19 protein-coding genes are annotated in these 20,193 nt (G+C 37.6%); 15 read left to right on the top strand and 4 right to left on the bottom strand.

What is annotated here, in order from left to right:
- The first annotated feature begins 114 nt into the window (after positions 1-114).
- Complete coding sequence (locus ACFQZ9_RS23110) at positions 115-630, top strand: YehS family protein (protein WP_498945650.1); 516 nt, start codon at positions 115-117, stop codon at positions 628-630.
- 227 nt (positions 631-857) lie between these two features.
- Complete coding sequence (locus ACFQZ9_RS23115; protein ID WP_498945651.1) at positions 858-1,382, top strand: DoxX family membrane protein; 525 nt, start codon at positions 858-860, stop codon at positions 1,380-1,382.
- Positions 1,383-1,460: 78 nt separating this feature from the next.
- Here ACFQZ9_RS23115 and ACFQZ9_RS23120 read toward each other — a convergent pair whose 3' ends face one another.
- Positions 1,461-2,699, bottom strand: a complete 1,239-nt coding sequence (locus tag ACFQZ9_RS23120; protein ID WP_498945653.1) for a MerR family transcriptional regulator — start codon at positions 2,697-2,699, stop codon at positions 1,461-1,463.
- 239 nt (positions 2,700-2,938) lie between these two features.
- Between ACFQZ9_RS23120 and ACFQZ9_RS23125 the strand changes: the two genes are divergently transcribed.
- The 4 genes from ACFQZ9_RS23125 (at position 2,939) to ACFQZ9_RS23140 (ending at position 8,084) form a co-directional block, all read left to right on the top strand.
- On the top strand, positions 2,939-3,133 hold the full coding sequence (locus ACFQZ9_RS23125; protein WP_198311987.1) for a DUF3311 domain-containing protein: 195 nt from the start codon (positions 2,939-2,941) through the stop codon (positions 3,131-3,133).
- Entirely contained in the window at positions 3,130-4,602 is a 1,473-nt protein-coding gene (locus tag ACFQZ9_RS23130; protein ID WP_498945654.1) for a sodium:solute symporter family protein, read from the top strand. The genes ACFQZ9_RS23125 and ACFQZ9_RS23130 overlap by 4 nt, the downstream gene beginning before the upstream one ends.
- A gap of 44 nt (positions 4,603-4,646) precedes the next feature.
- Positions 4,647-5,831, top strand: coding sequence for a M20 metallopeptidase family protein (locus tag ACFQZ9_RS23135; protein ID WP_498945656.1), 1,185 nt, complete (start codon positions 4,647-4,649; stop codon positions 5,829-5,831).
- Positions 5,832-6,140: 309 nt separating this feature from the next.
- Positions 6,141-8,084 (top strand): GTP-binding protein, encoded by a 1,944-nt coding sequence (locus ACFQZ9_RS23140; protein WP_498945658.1) that lies wholly within the window; start codon positions 6,141-6,143, stop codon positions 8,082-8,084.
- 117 nt (positions 8,085-8,201) lie between these two features.
- Here ACFQZ9_RS23140 and ACFQZ9_RS23145 read toward each other — a convergent pair whose 3' ends face one another.
- The gene (locus tag ACFQZ9_RS23145; protein ID WP_498945839.1) at positions 8,202-8,711 is read right to left on the bottom strand and encodes a M15 family metallopeptidase; all 510 of its coding nucleotides are present in this window, start codon (positions 8,709-8,711) and stop codon (positions 8,202-8,204) included.
- Positions 8,712-8,963: 252 nt separating this feature from the next.
- On the opposite strand from ACFQZ9_RS23145, the gene glsA reads away from it, so the two are divergent.
- The 9 genes from glsA to ACFQZ9_RS23190 all read left to right on the top strand — a co-directional run bounded on the left by glsA (position 8,964) and on the right by ACFQZ9_RS23190 (position 17,723).
- Positions 8,964-9,893 carry a glutaminase A gene (gene glsA, locus ACFQZ9_RS23150; RefSeq protein ID WP_498945660.1) on the top strand — a complete coding sequence of 310 codons (930 nt, stop codon included), beginning with the start codon at positions 8,964-8,966 and terminating at the stop codon, positions 9,891-9,893.
- 375 nt (positions 9,894-10,268) lie between these two features.
- Entirely contained in the window at positions 10,269-10,991 is a 723-nt protein-coding gene (locus ACFQZ9_RS23155) for an aspartate/glutamate racemase family protein (protein ID WP_498945662.1), read from the top strand.
- 165 nt (positions 10,992-11,156) lie between these two features.
- Positions 11,157-12,062: a protoheme IX farnesyltransferase gene (gene cyoE / locus ACFQZ9_RS23160; protein WP_498945664.1), complete on the top strand. Its 906-nt coding sequence runs from the start codon at positions 11,157-11,159 to the stop codon at positions 12,060-12,062.
- A 752-nt stretch (positions 12,063-12,814) separates the two neighbouring features.
- Positions 12,815-12,952 carry a cytochrome c oxidase subunit 2A gene (locus ACFQZ9_RS23165; protein WP_133337487.1) on the top strand — a complete coding sequence of 46 codons (138 nt, stop codon included), beginning with the start codon at positions 12,815-12,817 and terminating at the stop codon, positions 12,950-12,952.
- A 12-nt stretch (positions 12,953-12,964) separates the two neighbouring features.
- Positions 12,965-13,432, top strand: coding sequence for a cytochrome c oxidase subunit II (locus ACFQZ9_RS23170; protein ID WP_498945666.1), 468 nt, complete (start codon positions 12,965-12,967; stop codon positions 13,430-13,432).
- A 14-nt stretch (positions 13,433-13,446) separates the two neighbouring features.
- A complete protein-coding gene (locus tag ACFQZ9_RS23175) occupies positions 13,447-15,144 on the top strand; it encodes a cbb3-type cytochrome c oxidase subunit I (protein ID WP_498945667.1) in 1,698 nt (565 codons plus the stop codon).
- Between the two features lie 102 nt (positions 15,145-15,246).
- Positions 15,247-15,879, top strand: a complete 633-nt coding sequence (locus ACFQZ9_RS23180) for an SCO family protein (RefSeq protein WP_498945669.1) — start codon at positions 15,247-15,249, stop codon at positions 15,877-15,879.
- A gap of 3 nt (positions 15,880-15,882) precedes the next feature.
- Positions 15,883-16,440 carry a hypothetical protein gene (locus tag ACFQZ9_RS23185; RefSeq protein WP_498945671.1) on the top strand — a complete coding sequence of 186 codons (558 nt, stop codon included), beginning with the start codon at positions 15,883-15,885 and terminating at the stop codon, positions 16,438-16,440.
- 212 nt (positions 16,441-16,652) lie between these two features.
- Positions 16,653-17,723 (top strand): branched-chain amino acid aminotransferase, encoded by a 1,071-nt coding sequence (locus tag ACFQZ9_RS23190; protein ID WP_498945672.1) that lies wholly within the window; start codon positions 16,653-16,655, stop codon positions 17,721-17,723.
- Positions 17,724-17,821: 98 nt separating this feature from the next.
- Here the strand turns inward: ACFQZ9_RS23190 and ACFQZ9_RS23195 are convergent, their stop codons facing one another.
- Both ACFQZ9_RS23195 and ACFQZ9_RS23200 read right to left on the bottom strand, forming a co-directional pair.
- The gene (locus tag ACFQZ9_RS23195) at positions 17,822-18,907 is read right to left on the bottom strand and encodes a GerAB/ArcD/ProY family transporter (RefSeq protein ID WP_498945673.1); all 1,086 of its coding nucleotides are present in this window, start codon (positions 18,905-18,907) and stop codon (positions 17,822-17,824) included.
- A gap of 43 nt (positions 18,908-18,950) precedes the next feature.
- Positions 18,951-20,153: a Ger(x)C family spore germination protein gene (locus ACFQZ9_RS23200; RefSeq protein ID WP_498945674.1), complete on the bottom strand. Its 1,203-nt coding sequence runs from the start codon at positions 20,151-20,153 to the stop codon at positions 18,951-18,953.
- Positions 20,154-20,193: the final 40 nt, after the last annotated feature.

The raw sequence follows: 20,193 nt of genomic DNA on the forward strand, positions 1-20,193 counted from the left end.
GTGATGAATGTTGTACTGTCTTTATTCATTAAAAAGCCAAAATCTTAAATGAGGTCTTTATAAATTGCAGGTGCTGAAGATATAATAGTAAGGATTGTATGAGGAGGTTTCATAATGAGTATGACAAATAATGATATCTTAATTCGATTAAGATATGCTCTAGATATTAAAAATACAGATATGGTAGAGATATTTAAACTTGGCGGCATTGAATTAACAAAGGAAGAAGTACTAAAGGTCTTAACAAAATCAAAGGACGATTACAATGATGGTGATATAGAGGAAGATGAAAATACTATTAAATGCAATAATTTCATGTTCGAGTCATTTTTAAATGGACTTATTATCTTTAAAAGAGGGAAACAAGACTCAAAACCCGGACAGCCTGAAAGACCAGCAATGACCATAAAGGATCATGGAAGTGTTAATAATGTATTACTAAAGAAGTTAAAAATTGCACTATCGTTAACAAGTGAGGATATGATTGAAATATTAGAAGATGCAGGTGTCACGATCACAAAAGGAGAATTAAGCGCACTATTACGAAAAGAAGGACATAAGAATTACAAAGTGTGTGGGGATAAATACGCTAGAAATTTCTTAAAGGGATTAGCAATTCAATACAGGTAATAAGGTAAAGATCCTCACTAATTGGTGAGGCTTTTTTAATTTCATCATATTTCTTTTACCTATAAAATGGAGTTTCCACTACATTTGTGTAACAAATATTTAAAAATTATAAATTATTTAAGTTGTCTTTAAGAGAATGTTAAATCATGAACAAACCCCCCTTTTGTGAAAATAAATCTGTTAAGTTAAGGAGGTACTTTAAACTAATTTCCTAGGGAGTGTTGCAAATGGTAGTAGATTGGTTAAGACAAAACAAAATAGCATCGGGTTTCTTAACAGTTCTTCGTATATATATTGGTTCTGTATGGATTACTGCAGGTTGGCAAAAATTATTAAGTGGTGGTTTCGATGCTTCGGGATTCTTAAAAGGAGCGATTGCCAACCCGGTTAAAGGACCGGACGGGGCGGTTGTCTTTGGATGGTATGTTGACTTCTTAAAACATGTAGCATTGCCTAATGTTGATGTCTTTAATAAGGTTATTCCTGCGGGAGAGTTTTTAGTTGGTTTAGGATTAATCTTGGGCTGCTTAACAACTGCTGCTATGTTCTTCGGTCTTTTAATGAACTTCTCTTATCTGATTGCTGGAACCATTTCTTCTAATCCAATGGATATTTTACTAGGAGTTATCGTCCTCTTTGCAGGCTTTAACGCCGGAAAAATCGGTCTTGATCGCTGGGTGATTCCATTTATTCGTCAAATATCATTTAATAGAAATAAAACGCTGACAATATTAAAGTTGGAGAATGACTAAATTGTAAAACAATTTTATAGAACAAGTAATTTTGGAATTAAGCTAAAAAAATCCTCACCGAATTGGTGAGGATTTTTTTTATTTTGCAATCGAATATGCTGCTTTGTACGCCAATAAGTTCATTTTTTCATTTTCATCATGATAAGAGAAATAGCTGCCAGGGTTTTTCGTAAAGCCTACTATTTCCTTAATGGGGTTAGTGAAATGATGTTCATGCAATTCTTCTTCCAAAAGGTTTAGTTGCAATGCCTTCGGGTTTGGCGTCGGATAGATTGATTGAATTTTTTTCAATGATTTTGAATTCGCTTCATAAAAAACAGCATTTCCTATTATGTAAGAATTGTTTTTTAGATACCGGGTTAAAATTTGAATCGGTGATTCCTTATAAATCAAGGAATACTGAGTAAAAGACAAACTATCGATGAAAAAATCGATCGAATGATGTGCTAGTGGTAGATGTAAATCACTATTGACGATGTATAAAACCGATAAATCTGGATGAAGCTTTTCAATGCTTTGCTTTAATGTTTTAATCGTTTCAAGAGAGTAACACGTAAAAATATAGGATGTATTTTTAGGAAGGGAAGAAAGATATTTTGGCAACATCATCAAAATTTCAATATTTGTTTCTAGCACCATTTTATTTTCCAATTGTTGTTGGGTTAATTCGTTGTACATCCATAATTTACTTTTTTCAAGTAAACTTACAAAACTAGGATTCCATTTCTCGACATCAATCTCATAAATGGAATATTTAAAGGGAGATGACTGGAGGTTGCTTGTGAACAGAATGCCATCTTTGATTTCTGTTTGATAGCCGCAGCTGCAATACAGATTCCCTTCAAAGATTTGATTCCCAAGTATGGAGGCATTTTGCAAACTTAATCCACTTTGGCAATACGGACAAGAAAGGACTGGAACAAAAAGTAATGGAACACCCTTTTTCTTATTATCTTGTTCGATATTCTCATTTGTCTCCGTATTAATTTTTGCATCAAGAGAATGAATTGCCCTCAATATTTGATCCTTCTCTCCAATTAGCTGTTTCTTTTTTTCAACGAGCAAGTTTCTAAAGTAGCTCATATCTTCATTATTCCCATTGTTTGTTAATCGTTTAAGAGATAAGATTTTATGAATTTCTTTTAACGAAAATCGATACAACTTAAGTTCATTAATCAATGCCATATCTTCAAGACAGATGGTATTCATCTGATATTGTGTGTTTATTTTTTCGGGAATCAATAGTCCTTTTTCAATATAATGTCTTACTGTATCAATCGAAACATTAAAGTCTTTAGCAAACTGTCCAATCTTCATAGAGATTCCTCCTGCTCGATTCCGTTAAAACAAAAAATGGAGTTACTCCACTTTTTTATGATAAATTCATTAAAAATAGCGCTTGCAATTGTGTTAACCCTATTTATTAAACTAATTATACAGAAAAATTAAAATAATTTGAAATGACGTTTTAAAAAATAAATAAGAGGAGGATGCGTTTTCAGAAACATAAAGAAGGTTTAATGATTGACAGTTATAACATTTTGAGGGGGTTATTTATGAAGAAAATCTGTATTTTGTTATCGATTATCCCATTTATTGGCTCGTTGACCGTTATGAATAAGGTAGAGCCATATGTCTTGGGGATGCCCTTTGTCATGTTTTGGGCCGCCTTATGGCTTGTTCTATCTGCAGTAGGTATGGGGATTAGCAACTTACTTTACCCAATCGAAGAGGATGGTGAGGAATCATGAATGTTTCACTCCTAATTATTTTAGCTTTTCTCTTTCTATCCATTTACATAGGGATTCGTGCGAAAAAGGGAAAAGAAATGAATCTAGATCAGTGGGCGGTTGGCGGCAGAGGCTTTGGTACTATTTTTGTGTTCCTGTTAATGGCTGGAGAAAACTTTACTACCTATACATTCCTTGGCGGAAGTGGCGGAGCATATGGTCTTGGAGGACCAATGATCTATGTATTTAGTTCACTATGCTACATTGTCATGTACTGGTTCTTTCCTCCTATTTGGAAGTATGCAAAGAAGAATAATATTTTGACCCAATCTGATTTCTTTGCCAGCAAGTATAAAAGCACAAAACTAGGTGTTCTAACGGCCGTTGTAGGAATTATTTCCCTTATTCCATACCTTGTTTTGCAATTTAAAGGGTTAGGGATTATTGTTTCAGAGGCATCTTACGGGACGATTTCACCGGCGGTTGCCATATGGATTGGGGCGGTTTCTGTTTCGATTTATGTAACGGTTTCAGGGATACATGGTTCTGCGTGGACAGCGGTTGTAAAGGATATCTTGATGTTAGTTGTCATCTTAGTTATGTCCATTTACTTACCTTATCATTATTATGGTGGGTTCACGCCAATGTTTGAAAAAATTAATGCTGCTAAACCAAACTTTTTAACTCTTCCTAAATCCGGTTACGGTTTGTCCTGGTATATTTCAACCTGCATTCTTTTTGCCCTTGGTGCATCGATGTGGCCGCATTTGTTTGCTGCTAGTTTAACGGCAAAAAATGCACATATTTTGCGACGTAATTCAGCCTTAACTCCACTTTATCAGATTGTCCTAATTCTAGTATTATTTATTGGCTTTGCCGCTGTTCTAGTAGTTCCCGGATTAAAAGATCCAGATTTAGCCCTATTTGAACTAGCTAAAAAGTCATTTGACCCATGGTTTATCGGAATCATTGGCGGGGCCGGATTATTAACGGCGCTTGTACCAAGTTCAATGCTATTAATGACTGCATCCACTTTAGTTGCGAAAAATGTGGTCAAAGTTTTGAAACCGGATACAACGGATCAACAAATCGCCCGTATTGCCCGCATGGCTGTGCCAATCCTTGCACTATTGTCTGTTTATTTTACATTTAGAGGCGGGGAAATGATTTTTATGTTATTAATCATGGCATATGGATTTGTGGCTCAGCTATTTCCATCCTTATTTTTCAGCCTATGGAAAAATAATCCTGTTACATTGCAAGGAGCATTTGCGGGAATCATTGCCGGTGCCGTAACAGTTGCCGTAATGACTATTACGAATTCTACCATTGCGACATTATTTCCTCACTGGCCTCAAGTTATTAAGGACATTGACAGTGGAATCGTAGCGCTGGGAGTTAACCTGATTGTTACGATAGGAGTTAGCACCATAACAAGAGTAAAAAATGTTTCGGAAAATCAACTTGAAAATGTGGAAGTTAATTCTTAATAATGCTTTACAGTCTAAGTAAAAAGCTAAAGGAGATAGGTAAGATGATTACCAAACAAATTACTATAAAAGATGAAGTCGTTACATGGAGAAGGCATTTACATGAAAATCCAGAACTCTCTTTTAATGAAGTTCAAACATCTGAATATGTTTATAATCTATTAAAATCTTTTCCAGAATTAGAAGTAACAAGACCAACGAAAACAAGTGTTTTGGGAGTGCTAAAAGGCGGAAAACAATTGAGTGAAAAACAGCCGACTATTGCTTTTCGTGCAGATATGGATGCACTTCCAATTCAAGAGGAAGCGGATATTGAATTTCAATCAAAGAATCCTGGAGTCATGCATGCCTGTGGGCATGATGCACATACTGCGATGCTGTTAGGTGCAGCGAAGGTTCTTTCTGAAAAGAGAGATGAAATAGGCGGGGAAATCAGATTTATTTTCCAACATGCCGAAGAAATGCCGCCGGGAGGGGCAATCGAGCTTGTTGAAAAAGGTGTAGTCAATGGGGTGGATTATGCCTTTGCCCTTCATGTCACACCATATGAACGTTCCGGTTCGATCTGCATGAGGGAAGGGGTGCTTTGCGCATCCAATGATGATTTCGAGATTAAGGTCATCGGTTATGGGGGTCATGCATCAACACCTGAATTAACAGTTGACCCAATAGCGGTAGGGGTGGAAATTGCCTCCAACATTCAACATATTGTATCTAGAAAACTACCAGCCTTACATTCACCGGTTATTTCTATTACCCAATTCCATGGGGGGAGTGCCCTAAATATTATTCCGGAAACAGCAGAGCTTGGTGGAACCATTCGTGCAATCGACCCTGAAATACGCATAAAAGCTAAAAACTATGTCAACCAAATTGTAAAAGGGATTACAGAGGCACACGGTGCTCGTTATGAAATCGTTTGGCATGAAGGCTATGAAAGTGTGGTAAATGATAAAGAGGCAGTTGAGATTACAAGAGAGGTAGCAGAAGATATTTTTGGAACAGAAAATGTGATTCATGTAGAGGAACCTTTATTTGGTGGAGAAGATTTTTCAGCTATCTCACAAAAAGTTCCTTCCTCGATGCAATTTATTGGAGTTCAACAAGAAGGTTTGGGTGAAACGTATCCACTCCATCATCCAAAATTTAAAATCGATGAGTCCGCATTACTGTACGGGGTCGATTATTTTGTAGGGATTGCAACAAAATTATGTTCTAACAATTCATAACTTGGCACTATTTAAAATGGAGGCTAGTAGGAGGTAGGAGTTTTCCTGCCAAATATTAGCCTCTTTGTCAATGTATTTATGAAAAACCAAAAATACATTCCAACGAAGCACTGTAAATAAAAGCGGATAAATGATGGGATAAGAACAGAAACCTTGTCCCCATTTTTTAATACCTGAGTGAACCATAAAATAAAGAAACTGTACCAAAAGGCTGTTCTTATATATTTTTCATTATAAGTGAAACCCTGATAATACTGATATAATAGTTAGGATGATAACTGTAGCGATAGAATAGGAGCACCTCGGAATATGAACAAAACAATTGGAATTTTAGCACATGTGGATGCAGGAAAAACCACTTTTTCTGAGCAGCTGCTTTTTCATACAAAAAGTATTAAGAAACTTGGGAGAGTTGACCACCAAGACGCCTTTCTTGATAGTCATGAGATTGAAAAGCAGCGCGGCATCACCGTTTTTGCTGACCAAGGTATGTTTGAATACGGAAATTCAACCTATTATTTAATTGATACACCAGGGCACGTGGATTTTTCCCCAGAAATGGAGCGGGCCATCCAAGTGATGGATTTTGCGATTATCCTGATCAGTGCGGTTGAAGGCATTGAAGGGCATACAGAAACAGTTTGGAATCTACTAAAAAAATACCATGTGCCCACCTTCTTTTTTATCAATAAAATTGATCGTACCGGTGCAAATGTCGATGGGGTGCTGGATGAAATTCGCAGTAATTTTACCAAAGATCTATGCGACATATCGGCATCCTTTACAGATGGAAGTATATCAAATGAATTGATTGAATTCATCGCCGAGAGGGATGAAGATTTACTGGATTATTATATGGAAAAGGGATATGAACCAGAATTATGGCTTAAAAAAATGCAATCCATGATTCAAGGTGCTCAGATTTATCCTTATGCAAGTGGAGCAGCACTGCAGGATATCGGAGTGAAAGACTTCCTTGAAAAGTTTGATTTATTAACGGTTACGGACTTTGATAGCAGCGAACTTTTTTCAGGCTGGGTTTATAAAATTCGTTTTGATGAAACCGGCACAAGAGTCACTTTTATCAAAGCATTAAGCGGTACTTTAAAGGTACGCGATGGGATTGCATGTGGAAATGGCGAGATGGAGAAAGTAACGCAAATCCGTATGTATAATGGCAGTCAATACAAGCAAATCGACCAAGTTTCTGCAGGCGAGCTTTTTGCCGTTACCGGCATCACAAATGCTTCTGTTGGTGATGGGGTAGGCACCCTAGAGGAAAAAGCCGTATATGATATGGTACCAACACTAAGATCCAAGGTCGTATTTGAGCCCGGGGTGAATCCAAAGGAAGCATTAAAATATTTTCTTATGCTGGATGCTGAGGACCCTTCTCTCCATGTAAATTGGGAGAAGCGCCTGCAGGAAATTCATCTTCATGTCATGGGCGCCATTCAATTAGAAGTACTTGAGCAAATCATATTCGAAAGATTTCGTTTAAAGATCGTCTTTGAACAGCCAGAGATTCTTTATAAGGAAACAATTGATAACGAAGTAATTGGGTACGGTCATTTTGAACCACTAAAGCATTATGCGGAAGTGCATTTAAAAATCGAACCTGGAAAACGAAACAGCGGAATTCTTTATGAAAGCAGCTGCCATACCGACGATTTATCCATTGGCTTGCAAAACCTGGTTGGACAGCACCTAGTTGAACGGGAACATCATGGTCTCTTAACCGGTTCACCGATTACTGATTTAAAAGTAACGCTATTAACGGGAAGAGCACATAATAAGCATACTCATGGCGGGGATTTTCGGGAGGCCGTATTTCGTGCCTTGAGGCAGGGATTGGAAAAGGCAAATAACATCCTGCTCGAACCTTTTTACCACTTTAAAATCATCGTTACGACTAATCAAATAGGTCGTGTCTTATCAGATGTGCAGGCTGCTTATGGCCGGATTGACTCTCCCATGACTGATGGTGATAAAGCCATCTTAACTGGAATCGTTCCTGTTGCGACCTTTATGAACTACAGCATGGAACTAGCCTCTTTTACACAAGGGAAAGGGCGAATGAGTCTAACCTTTGCTGGCTATCACCGCTGTCATAATGCAGAGGCGGTAATAAAACGTATTGGGTATGATAAAAATGTTGATCCGGACTATACTTCTTCCTCAATCTTTTGTTCAAAGGGACAAGGCTTTACCGTAAAATGGGATGAAGCTGAGGGAATGATGCATTGTTTATAAGAATTTCAATAATAGAGGGCCTCCCATCGCGAAAGTGGTGGAGGCTCCTTTTTCATGCAGCTATTCACTTGGAGATACGAACAATGATTCTATGCTGAGAGAGGGTATCACGGAATGTCAGCGGTTATCCGCTACCAAGGATGATTCATCGGGTCTTTCCCCATTCTGCAGGTCGGCAATTGTCAGTCCAAAGTCCATTTGCAGATGGGGATAATCTTTAAATTGAGCCCAGTCTCCACCCCATTCAAACCCTAATGACTTTGCAATGCTGACGACCTCGGCCCAATCGGCCTTTCCATTTTTATTACCATCGTATTGCCGATCCCAAATGACATTTCCTGAAGAGGTCTTAAGGGCAAAATCAATTGCTAGCCCATAATTATGATAGGATTCTCCCCCTTTTGCATTGGTGACAATATTTCCCTTAGTGGTCCGACCCTGTTCATAAAGACGGTTTTGCTCCGCAACACTGCGAAAGCCATCTGTAATCACGACCACAATTCCTTTTTTTGCTGCCTGTTGGATTAAATTGTTGCTTTGTTCCTTGATAACCGGTTGGAGTTCAGAAGGTAAAGGAACAGCTTGATGAGTGACTTTTTTATTAGAAGGATTGGAATCCTTAAATATAAAAAGAGCGACCAGCCCTAGAGCAGTAAGAAAAAGTATTAGTTTAATTCATTTTTGCTTCATGGTGAAACCTCCCCTTGGATAGTTAACTACCTTTCTTTACATATGCCGACAATAAGTCTCTCCTTTTATACTAAAAAAACCTTAAATTAATCTTAATTTCTATTAAAATCTATAAGCGATCTGTCTAACTCCTACTCTTTTTGTTACATAATCGCCCAATCATTACACATACTACTACGGGTGATGGATATGCCATGTCAATCAAGTGATGAATTAAAGCAATTGGTCAAAAAAGCAAAAGCATGTACAAATAACGGTAAGGTTGCAGACTATATACCTGAGCTTGGTAAAGCAAATCCAAATGATTTGTCCATTGCGATTAACTATCCTGACGGGAGATGTATCTCAGCTGGAGATATAGATAAAAAGTTTACATTGCAAAATATCTCAAAGGTTATTAGCCTGGCACTTGTTCTAATGGAAAGAGGCTCTTCTTATGTGTTTGAGCGGGTGGGGATGGAACCAACCGGAGACCCGTTCAATTCAATTGCAAAATTGGAGACGATGGCCCCTGCCAAACCGCTTAATCCGATGATTAACGCAGGTGCCTTAGTGGTAACACATATGATCAAAGGGGATAACGTTGAAAAAAGGTTTAATCGGCTAATAACTTTTATCCATGAATTGGTTGGGGACTCAACCATTGGCTATTGTGAGAAAGTAGCCCGTTCCGAATTTGAAACAGCTAATTTAAATCGTGCATTATGTTATTTCTTAAAGCAGCATAAAATCATTCAAGAGGATGTCGAGACATTAATCGACTTATACACAAAACAGTGTGCCGTTGAAATGAACTGTTTGGATTTAGCAAGGATTGGAATGATTTTTGCGATGGATGGAGTCGATCCGCTTACAGGGAAACGGATTATGCCAGATGATGTGGCCCGAATCTGTAAAACCTTTATGGTAACGTGCGGAATGTATAATGCTTCAGGTGAATTCGCCATAAAAATTGGGATTCCCGCAAAAAGTGGTGTTTCCGGTGGGATTATGGGAGCTGCTCCAGGAAAATTTGGAATCGGAATTTTTGGCCCTGCATTGGATGAAAAAGGGAATAGTATTGCAGGGATCAAATTATTAGAACTTTTATCAAAAAATTATCGGTTGAGTATGTTTTAACAAAGGCATGGACTTATCTATGCCTTTGTTTGCTTTTTGGCTCCATTAAAATTAGTTGTTGATTTCCGTTCCAGGCGCAAGCGGTTCGCGGGCGTGCCGGGGACCCTCCTCGTCGCTTCGCTCCTGCGCGGTCTCCCCTACCCCGTACTCCCGCAGGAGTCTACGCGCCTTCCACTCCAATCAACGTTGTTCAAAAATCAAAATTATCCTTTAACTCAGCCTGCTTTTTAAATAAAACTAAATGATGTCTATATTTTTACAAATGTTTATAATCCCAACTTAACCGATAGGAAAATATATAATTGAGTTTCGGAAAATTCAAAGCAAAGTGGTAAAATAAATATAGGTAGATTTTTATCACGAGGGGGAAATTGTATGAACATGGTTGGTATTGTGGGAGGAACAGGGCCGGAGTCAACAGTAGAGTATTACCAAACGATTATTTCGAAATTCCAAGAAAGAAAAGGGACCAAAGAAACGTTGCCGGAACTCATTATCAACAGCATCAATATGTACAAAATTTTACATTTGATCAGCCACGGACAAATACAAGAGTTAATTGATTATCTTGTGGCTGCTGTCCAAAAATTAGAAAAGGCAGGGTCAGATTTTGCAGTCATCTCTGCCAATACATCTCATATTGTTTTTGAACAAGTTCAACAAAGGGTTCAAATTCCGATGATCAGTATTGTGGAAGAGACCTATATAAAGGTTGAGGAATCTGGCCTAGACCGAGTCGGATTAATTGGAACAAAGTTCACAATGGAGAATGACTTTTTCAAACAACCATTTCTGTTAAATCAGAAAGAAATTTTTGTACCAAACTTGATGGAACAGGAATACATGCATCAAAAAATCGTCGAAGAATTGGAAAATGGTATCGTAAAGAAAGAGACAAAGGAAAAATTTTTAGAGATTATTCAGCAAATGATTCATCGCGATCAAATTCAAGGAATCATCTTAGGATGTACTGAACTGCCCATGATCATAAAGGCTGAGGACATAGCGATTCCACAATTGAATACCACAGAGATTCATGTGAATAAGATTGTGGATACCATTTTCCTTAATGAAAAAATTAAAAAGAGTAAATTATAGTAAGCGGGTTCTAGTTTTTTAGGAAGGGGAAAATTTCTCCACAGGAAGTGTGGGATGAAAGTATGGTAATATAGGGGAAGGGAAAATGATATATTCATAATGGATTCTATATAAACTTCCTTATGAATAAACTTTTTCATACCACTTTCTAAGGGACGGTTTAAAATGAACACTATTTTAGCGAAAGAACGAAATACTTCTACTTTTTTTGCGGATTTAAGATTGATTATAAAGGCACCGGTGTTAATCGCAAATGTACTTCCTGTTTTTACCGGGTTTTGGCTGGCACTTTATTTTACCAATGAATCATTAACCAATCATTGGGGGTTATTTTTACTAACCATGATTGGCAGCACATTGGTAATGGCCGGAGCGCTTATTATCAATAACTGGTATGATGTTGATATTGATTCTGTAATGGACAGAACGAAAAATCGTCCAACCGTAACGGGGCATTTTTCACTGAAAGCGGTACTGGCAATGGGAATCACTTTAACCGTACTCGGTTTGGTCCTTTTACTTTTTACCTCCATTGAAGCAGCTATTTGGGCATTTATTGGTTGGTTTACCTATGTCATCTTGTATACGATGTGGTCAAAACGGAAATATACGCTTAATACTGTAATTGGTGCTATTTCAGGTGCCGTTTCTCCTGTAATCGGCTGGACAACGCTTGAAACTAGTTATCATATCGTACCGATTATTTTGTTTCTGATTTTATTTATTTTTCAGATGCCGCATACCTTTGCAATTGCAATGAAGAAATATAATGAATATAAAGCGGCAGGCGTTGCGATGCTTCCTGTTGTTCGTGGATTTGAAATGACGAAGCGGCAAATTTTTGTTTATAGTGCCTGTTTGTTGCCATTGCCATTTTATTTAGGGTCGCTTGGTGTATCCTTTATTGTCATTGCCACACTGCTTAATTTAGGGTGGCTGGGTGTAAGTATTTCAGGATTTTTCACTAAAAATGACCATAAATGGGCTCATTTCGTTTTTCTTTATTCAGTCAATTATATAACAATCATGTATCTGTTAATGATTATTGTGACATTACCGATATTTAAGTAAAGAAAAGGTCTTATCAATTTATATTGATAAGGCCTTTTTTGTTGTGAGATCGAAAGGTAGGTGTTTAATTGCCCGCCGGATAGGAATATTCACTAAAACGGGAATCAAGAGGCTTCCTCGGTGCCCGTGGGTGATTAATTTTCATTAACGTGGGCATCAAGAGTGTCCGTCGGTGCCCGTGGAAGCTTAATATTCAATAAAGCGGGCACCAAGAGCGTCCGTCGGTGCCTGTGGATGATTAATATTCATTAAAGCGGGCACCAAGAGTGTCCGTCGATGCCCGTGGAAGCTTAATATTCAATAAAGCGGGCACCAAGAGTGTCCGTCGGTGCCCGTGGAAGCTTAATATTCATTAAAGCGGGCACCAAGAACCTCCGTCGATGCCCTTCGATGCTTAAATTTCACTAAAACGGGAATCATGAGCCGCCCTCTGTAATCAGGACAAAACTACGTTAAAAAATCCGCCGAAAATCTTCAAAATGAATTGTTCATCAATTTGTCAATTTTGCAAACGAGAACCCAATTTACTTTTCTTTTAATAATATTATCACGGTAAAAATTCATATAAAAGTGATAATGGCGCGGTTTTGGTCTACCTCGCTTAAAAAGAATAAATATCCTCAAAAATTAAAAACCTCCCTCATTTTTCCAAACTAACTGAGAATTACAATCAATGTGTGATTCACCTCATATCTGTAAAATGAATTCCAAACTAAGATGTAGATAAGAAAACAAAAAGGGGTTGATTTTAGGTGGGAGTTAAAAAAGTTAACCAGAAAAAAGAGCAAGAGGCACCGCTAAAAGGAACATGGATTTCCGTGGGTGTCGTTGGAGTAGTCATTCTTGCAACTTATTTACTACTATATGGGCTTTATATGTCCAGAGTATAAGGGGGGAAAGTAATGAAGATGCAACTTGATGAAAAAATATGGCTTACCTTAAGCTTCGGAATGATAATGATTTTTATGTTAATTACCGGGTATCAAGCATTTGCTTTAGAAATGGGTCCTCCAAGTAATATGGAAACGATTGACCCGCAAAAAGTGGATCAAACAGCGCCATTCGATAAACCTGGTATTAAGCAAATAGGCGAAAAAGAATACGAAGTCGTAATGACGTTACAAGCTTTTAGCTTTAATCCTGGAAATATCGAAGTACCTGCAGGATCTACTGTACATTTTACCCTAACCTCAAAAGATGTGGTGCACGGATTCGAAGTGGCGGGAACAAATTTAAACACAATGATTGTACCGGGACATATTCAAAAAATCACACAAAAATTTGAAAAGCCGGGTACCTATTTAGTTTTATGTAATGAGTATTGTGGAGCCGGTCACCAAATGATGAGTACAACAATTAAGGTGAAATAAAGGAGGGAAGTACAGTGGAAACAGGGATACCGCAAACTGGAAATTCAAAAACAGTAAATGGAAAAATCAACAAAGTAATGGGGATTAGCCTTGAGGATGCAAGGCTGTCAAAATCATATATATTTGTCGCGTTTGCAGCAATACTTCTCGGTGGTATATTAGGACTTGTGCAAGGACTGAATCGTGCAGGGCTTTTAGAATTACCATCATGGTTGAATTATTATCAAGTTTTAACCGCACATGGATTATTATTAGTAGTTGTTTTAACAGCATTCTTTACCATTGGTTATTTCTATGCGGCACTTTCACATAACTTAGGCGGGCTTCTGCCAAAAGTAAGAATGATGGCCTGGATTGGTTTTGGAGTGAAAATTGTTGGATTTGTTTTAGCCGTTATACCGATCATCATGGGTGATGCATCTGTCATGTACACCTTCTATCCGCCAATGGCAGCTGCACCAATGTTTTATATTGGATTAGCATTAATTGTTGTAGGTGTTTGGATGTGTGCATTTGGAGCCTTTATCCAAGTGGCTAATTGGAGAAAGAATCACAAAGGACAGCATGTTCCAATTCTTTCATACTTCGCAACTGGTGTATTTATTCTTTTATTCTTCGGTTCCCTTCCAGTGGCAATCGAAGTAATCGTCATGATTATCCCTTGGTCATTCGGATGGGTTAAGACGATTAACGTTATGGTGGCTCGTACACTCTTCTGGGCGTTTGGACACACATTAGTTAACATCTGGTATTTAACGGCGGTTTCTGCATGGTATGTCTGCGTTCCAAAAATAATCGGTGGAAAGCGCTGGAGTGACGTATTAACCCGTGTTGTTATTATTGCATTAGTTATCATGAATATTACCGGTGGATTTCACCACCAAATCGTTGACCCTGGTATTAAAGAATCCATTAAATTCATGCACGTATTTATGAGTTTAGCAATTGGATTCCCGTCTTTAATGACTGCATTCGCATTGTTTGCTGTATTTGAACGTACTGCAAGAAAGAAAGGCGGAAAAGGACTAGTTGGCTGGTATAAAATGATGCCTTGGAAAGATGTTCGCTTCCTTGCTCCATTTATCGCAATGGTTGCTTTTATTCCAGCTGGTGCAGGCGGTATTGCCCAAAGCACAAACCAGTTAGACCAAGTAGTTCATAATACAATGTGGATTGTCGGACACTTCCACTTAACACTCGGAATGTCTGTTGTCATGACTTTCTTTGGAATCAGTTATTGGTTAGTTCCATATATCTCAAAACGTGTTCTAACTCCGCAAATCAATCGATTGGGCTTAATCCAAACTTGGGTTTGGACCATTGGAATGGTTTGTATGTCAGGAGCCATGCACTGGGTAGGTTTACTCGGTTCTCCACGGAGAACTTCTTTTACAACCTACGGTGACAATGCAACCGCATTAAGCTGGAGCCCGTACCTGTTTTTCTTGGCAATTGGCGGAACATTGTTAATGATTGGTGTTATCCTCCAAGTAGTTGCCGTATTTAATATGATGTTCTTGGCACCTAAAGGTGAAACCGAATTTCCAATTGCCGAAGAGGAAGAAAACGCAACTAAAACACCTTATATTACAGAGCGTTGGGGACTATGGATTGTAATCATGCTGATTGTTGTTGCGATGGCCTATGTCATCCCGTTAACTGAATTTATTGTAAATGCACCTCCGGGTTCACCACCATTTAGAACTTGGTAAAAAGCAGGTTGAAAAAGAGATAGCTCGAGGGTTGGGCTATCTCTTTCTACTCTATAGGGAAAAGTACAAAGGTAAAAACAAAAGGTTTGGGAAGTGATCTCCGTGATCAAGCGTTGGCATAGTAAAGTAGCAGTTTCTATTGTTATATTATTTGGTTTTGTTTTGTTCTACACGGGAACAGATGGGTTTCATGCATTTACTGCGGAAACAGCAAGAGTAAATAAACTAATCGAAAATAAACCGAAATTCCCCAATGTTACCTTAGAGGATAGCAATGGAAGGAAATATTCAATTTCTGAATTTGAAGGAAAATATGTATTTATTACATTTTTATATACATCATGTACGAGTGTTTGTCCGCAACTAGAAATGAATATGTCTCAGGTTTATCAAAAGCTGCCGAAAAAATATATCGGCCGGGACATTGTTTTCTTAAGTATCAGTTTTGATCCAACAAGGGATGACCCTGCCGCATTGGACAGATATAAGAATGCCTTTCATAGTGATGGGGAAACCTGGAGAATGGCAAGGATTCCAAACAAGACGGAGCTGGATGCCTTGTTAAAAGAGTTTGGAGTGATTGTCATTCCTGATGGAAAGGGGAATTTTACCCATAATACTGCTTTTTACTTAGTGGATCCGAAGGGCAGTTTAGTCAATGTAATGGATTTTAAAAAAATGAATGAAGCAGCAAGAACACTCGAAAACATACTTGAAAATAAAACGGGGGAGTAATCAATGAAACAGTTTATTTATGGTTTGCTTTTATATATTGCCTTAATGATTCCCCCTGTTGCTCATTTTTTAGAATCGATTATGATTGTGCATATGCATATGCAAATGCCGCTTTTGGTCTTTTCCGGATTTTTAATGGCACGGTTATTTCAACTACAGTTTCCCCGTATTTTTGAAAAATGGAATAGCAATGGGGTTCCGGGGATACTATTATTTTTAATCATAGCTGTTTATTGGACGATACCGAAAACAATGGATGAAACCTTAACTATCCAAAGTGCAGAAATTTTTAAATTTATTAGTTTACCATTCTTAGCTGGGATATCCCTTCGTGATAGTTGGAAAAAACTTCGCTCGACAGGAAAAAACATGGTTATTATCTTTTTTACCATTAAATATTTTGGTATGGGTTGGTTATACATTGAATCCCCTGTACAATTATGTAACAACTATCTTATCATTGATCAGTTAACTCTCGGGTGGGGATTTTTGACAACGGCCATTTGCTTAGTCATCTATTTAATCTACACAGCTGTGATTGATCGTTCGAAATACGAGTAAAAAAGAGGAGCAGAAATTAATTTCTCACGTATGTAAGGAGTGCATCTACTCCTTTTTCATTTTCCAGAAACTATTCATTTTTGTTTGATTTATTTTTTAACACGAAATGAATTAAATGTTGTAAAATAGTCATAAGATTATCATTATTATGTAAATATAATTCATGATAAAAGATTAATGGTAGGATAGGAACCTGGATAGGAGATAGGAAGATGAAAGAATTACAAATTGAAGTTACACTTAGTGCAACAAGAAAACAAAAGCCAGATTTTGACAATCTTGTGTTTGGAACGGTCTTTACGGACCATATGTTTGTCTGGGATTACACAGAGGGAAAGGGCTGGCATAATCCAAGCATTATTCCTTATCAACCAATTACCCTTGACCCTGCTGCAATGGTTTTTCATTACGGTCAAACAGTTTTTGAAGGACTAAAAGCCTATTTGACAAAAGATGAGCAAGTTTTGTTATTTAGACCTGATGAAAATATGAAAAGGTTAAATCGCTCAAATGACCGTTTATGTATGCCGCCAATTGATGAGGAATTGGCATTAAGTGCATTAAAACAATTAATCAGTATTGACCGGGAGTGGATTCCTGGGGTTGAAGGCACATCCCTTTATATTCGTCCATTTATGATTGCGACAGAACCACATCTTGGGGTTTCACCTTCCAAAAACTACCGATTTATGATTATTCTATCGCCAGTAGGTGCTTACTATAAAGAAGGAATTAACCCGGTTAAAATTGCGGTTGAAAGTGAGTATGTTCGTGCCGTAAAAGGTGGAACAGGGAATGCGAAAACGGCTGGTAACTATGCAAGTAGTTTAAAGGCTGGAGAAATTGCCTATAAGCATGGTTACTCCCAGGTGCTATGGCTGGACGGAAAAGAACAGCGCTACATTGAAGAAGTGGGAAGTATGAATATCTTCTTTAAAATCAATGGGGAAGTTCTTACTCCTGAATTAAATGGCAGCATTCTGGAGGGAATCACTAGAAAATCGATTATTGAGCTTTTAAAATATTGGAATGTACCGGTGGTAGAACGAAAAATTTCAATCGAAGAAATTCAGCAGGCTTGTCATGAAGGTACTTTAGAGGAAGCCTTCGGGACAGGAACAGCAGCTGTTATTTCACCAATCGGGGAACTCCTTTGGAAAAACGAAAAAATGGTTGTCAATAACGGCGAAATTGGTTCAGTATCCCAAAAACTCTATGATTCATTGACTGGAATTCAAAATGGAACCCAGCCAGATCCGTTTGGCTGGACAGTTAGAGTATAAATGTAAATATATCTAAATTTAAGAAGGCATCCGCTGTATATTTGCGGATGCCTTTTGAGTATCTCGGTGTAAGTAAAGGTGGTAAACGATAAGTGGAACTAGCCTTTTTCTCTAACTATACCCACGACCAGCAATAATAGCGGAATAAAAAGACCAAAAGGGAGGGAAAATGCTGTCCACCATTCAGCTTGTAAATCTGACTCAACAATATTTTTATTTATAATAAGGGAGAGAACAAGCGTGATGAATCCTAGAGGAAAAGTTAAACATTTATATTCTCTAAGTTTTAAAATTTGACCCATACTTAAAACCGATGCATAAAAATAAAGTGTGATTTTAATATAAGTTGTCGTGAACCATATGAACGCCATAACTGCTTCAATACGCTGCCAAATGTCGCCGATATTGATTTTTAGTGCAAGGACATAGGTTACAAATTGCTGATTTTCAGAAAAATAAGTTCCGAGGCTCAAAATACTAACCAATGTAACCAATGCTAACACACTTCCACCCATTAAGGTTCCAAGCAAAAAGGACTTTTTCGCCCTTGTTGTTTGGTTTACAGCAGGGAAGACCATTAAAAACAACACTAATTGCAAATAAGGGGTTCCAAGGGATTTAATTGCTGTTCCTATTACAGGCTTCATTCCATTTCCTAATATTGGCTGTAATTGCTGGAATTGAAACATCGGGAAAATCGAAATGATGAAAATAACAAAAAGTAACAAAATGAATGGAAAGAAAATTTCAAAAGCGCGTGAAAAAGGTTCTAGTCCATAACGGACGCCCATTATCACAATGATGATAAAAAGAAAATGAATCGCTAGAATGGGAGTATCCGGCAGGATTTGTATGGTAACGAAATCACCGATTTGTCGAACAAAATTGGCAGTACTAAGAAAAAAATAAATAAAATAGAGAAGGGAAATGATTTTTCCAAGCGATTTTCCAAATATTTTTTCGCTATACTCAGCAAGGTTCATCGTTGGAAAACGACTTCCTAATGTATTGAATAGGAATACTAGTAATAGTCCCAACCCAACCACAAGAATATTTGCTAGCCATGCATCTTGTTTCGCACTATGTATAAGTCCGGATGGGACATACAAAATACTGCCGCCGACTATAAATAAAGCAACCATTATTGTAAATTGATGAGGTGAAATCTTACCCTTCTCAAGCATGCTTGTTCCTCACTTTTCCAATTGGGATTAATCCCTTAAAGACCTATTTATTTTCTATTTTATTAAGTGGAGAATTATTGATTGTACCAGTTTGCCGGATCTTCATATCAACCTTGACGGTTACAGGCATCTGTGAAAACGTTTGGTCCCAATCCTTTTTATATTTTACCCAATCATTAGGTGCAGAACGACCCAGTGCTTCACCGAATCCGAAAATATCCGTTTGGTAGTCTTTTTGAATATGGTGTATTGCCGTTTTAATGATTTTAGTAAGCTCTTTTTCTGATTCTTTTTCTATATAGGAAATTGATTTTGGATTAGTTAAATCTAAGCCCTGACATTCAACTTCGGCAACATTTCCTTTTATTTTAGCCTGTACAAACCCATGTGGCTCTCCCTTAATCATCTCTGTCTTTAGTTTAGATTTTGTGTGAACCACCTCAATTACTACTTTTCCACCTTGTGGGCATTTTATATATCCTACGCTGCTCTTCACTTTTCCTAAGGCGTAATGAACGGCTCTGCCTTCTCTTTCATTCATCCATCCAATCAGTTTATCATGTTTAAAGATCGCCATTCCTTTATACTGCAGGATGGTTTTTGGTTTTGTCTGATCTAAATTTGTATTCGTTTCACCTGCATGTTCGTTTCCTATTATTTCAATACCAGTTAAGATAGGGTTATTCCCTTCACTCACCATATTAGAGGTTAGCTTATCTAATGTAACCCCCTCGGTTGGAGACCATGAGTTCGCTGAAGTCTCGAGTGAGGCAAATAAACTATTCGCTGGAATTTTTTCTAATGGAGTTAATATTTTTAGAACATTTGCTGCTTTAGAATTCTTGGATACAGCAATATAAAAATCATTACGTACTTCTGAATTTCTTAATAGGAGGTCAATGGTTTCACCAATCCCTTCTTTTGCTAACTTTTCTCCGATGACAAGAATTCGTAAGTGGGCAAAATAAAGCTTTCTCGGGGCAACCGTTGTTACTCTCCTTATTGCTTCGAATAATGTATCTCCCTTGCTTTGATAAACGACTACTGGTGCTTTTCCACTGCCGCCTTTCTTAGAAGCAATTTCACTTGGATTCACCACTTGAGCCGTTATAATAAATTGATCATTTTCTTTATCTATTCCTAATCCTAATAAAATGGAAAGTTCGTTTAATTCTCTTCGGTTCCAACAACCAGAAAGAAGGATAATAGAGCAGAAAAAAATAGTCATAAGGATTTTTCGTTCCATATAAATCCTCCAATCTGAATTAAAGATTCAAAAGCAGATC

It is taken from the genome of Neobacillus sp. GCM10027624 (assembly GCF_042675345.1).
Classification (GTDB): Bacteria; Bacillota; Bacilli; order Bacillales; family Cytobacillaceae; genus Neobacillus; species Neobacillus cucumis_D.